Here is a 2,063-nt window from a genome sequence, read left to right on the forward strand (position 1 = left end):
ACCGTCGGGCCCGACGTCGCCGGTACCGAACGATCCGGTGACGCGAGGCCGGTGCCGGCCGAGCCCGCCACCGACGCGCAGCCGCGGTCCGACGCTCCTGCAGTGACCCGTCCGGCCGGACCGGCGTCGTCCGGTGCCGCCGCAGCCCGGCCGGCAGCCGCCGTGACCGGTGCCGCCGCCGTGACCGGTGTGGTCGCCGCAGCGGGTGCGGTCGTCGGTGCGCGGGCGACCGCAGGCCCCGACCGAGCCGACCCGGCAACCGCGCCGCCGGCGCCCGGGCTTCCCCGCCCCCGTCCCCGCGCTGCGGAGTCGCAGCCAGCCACCCCCGCGACACCCGTCCCCGAACTCGAACCCGAGCCCGTCCCCGCCGGTCCGGTCGAGCGTGGCGATGTCAGCCCGCCGTGGGGTCGCATCCCCGACGGCTCACTCGTCCTCCCCGCGGCCGGGCCCGCCGAACCCGCCTCGACCGACGACCAGCCGAACTGGCGCTGGCTCGCCCCGGTCGGGGAGCGCCGCCCGGCCACACCCGCTCCGGCGACCTCGTCCACGAGCGCGTCGACGTCGCCGAGCGCGGCCGGTGCCGCGCGGCACGCCGCGGGTCGCGCCCGCCCGGCGCCGGGGACCCCCGCTCCCGGTGCGCCCGAGCTCCCGGCGCCGCGTCCGGTCGCGCGCACCGTCCGGCTGCCCGCCGCCGGGACCGAGGTGGCGGAGACGACCGAGGAGAAGCCCGCAACGAGCGCCGAGGAGCCCGACGGCGCCCCGAGCACCGCCGCTTCCGTCCCGGCCGGCATCGGCCGCCCGACGGCCTGGTTCGAGCCGACGCGCTCGTCCGACGACGACGCCGTTGGCCCGACCCCGCCCGCTGCCGAGCCGGCAACGCCCGGCCCCACCGCGACGGGCGGGGTCCCCCGAGCATCATCGGGCGGTCCGACCGCGGCGTCCGTGGCGGCCGTCGTCGCGGGAGCGGCCGCGGCTGCGGGTGGTGCCGTAGTCGGTCTCCGCAGCTCGGCGAGGACCGACCCGGCGACGACTGTGGACCCGCCGAAGCCTGTGGACCTGCCGAAGCCTGTGGACCCGGCGAAGCCTGTGGACCCGGCGAAGGACGTGGGCGCGTTCAAGGCCGACTCGTCGAAGAAGGCCGACGAGCCTGCTCGCGAGGTGCCCGCCCGGCCGGACACCGGCCCGGACCTCGCCGATTCAACCGGATCCGCTGTCGAGCCCAGTGGTCCGGCCGCGGAGTCGACGCCGACGGCCGAGGCGCCGACCGCGTTCGCCGGGGCGCGGACGGGGTCCGTCGCCGAGCCGGCGACCAGCGGTGGCGAGGCGACGAACGGAACTCCCGCGGCCGACCTCGCCGGATCCGGCTCTGCGGAACAGGGCCGCGAGCACACCGACGGCCCGGCGGCTCCTCGGGAGGCGGTTGCGCCGATCATCGCGACCGGCGCGTCGATCGCGAGCCTGGTCACCAGCCGCAGCGGCGCCCGGCCGCAGCCGGACGCCGTCGCGACACCGGCGACGAAGGCCGTCGACGCCGACACCGCGCCCGTCGCCGAGACCACGGCCCCTGCCGGGACACAGGCTGAGGAGAGCACGAGCGCCGCCACCGCGGCCGAGCCCGGTCTCGCCCTGGCGGCCGCCTCCTCGGTGAAGGCCGACACGAGCCCTTCGGCGGAGGCTGACACCGCTGCGGTGAAGGTCGACACCGCTGCGGCGAAGGTCGGCACTGCCCCGGCGGCCGGGGACATCGCCCAGACGGCCGAGGACATCGCAGTGGCCGCGACGCCGAGCGCGCCGGCCGCCCCTGCCGCGGACGCGCTCGCGGGCTTCTCCGACTGGGCCGACGTCGACGACTCCGAGAACGACACGAGCGCCGAACGTCGCGAGGTCAGAGAGCCCACGCCCGCCTTCGGCCTGCCCGCGCTGCCCGAGAGCCCCGCAACGCCCGCGGATGCGCCGCCAGCAACCGCCACCGGCTCCGTCCCCGGCGGCACAGGCAGGGCCGGCACAGGCAGGGCCGACGCAGACAGGGCCGACGCAGACAGGGCCGACGCAGACAGGGCCGA

Annotated in this window: 1 pseudogene; it reads left to right on the plus strand. The window is 78.5% G+C overall.

Features of this window, described 5'->3' with window-relative positions:
* Positions 1 to 102: 102 nt before the first annotated feature.
* Positions 103 to 2,063 (plus strand): annotated as a pseudogene (locus tag TOK_RS21550) (hypothetical protein); the annotation flags it as partial.

The sequence above is a fragment of the Pseudonocardia sp. N23 genome (assembly GCF_002583555.1).
Classification (GTDB): Bacteria; Actinomycetota; Actinomycetes; order Mycobacteriales; family Pseudonocardiaceae; genus Pseudonocardia.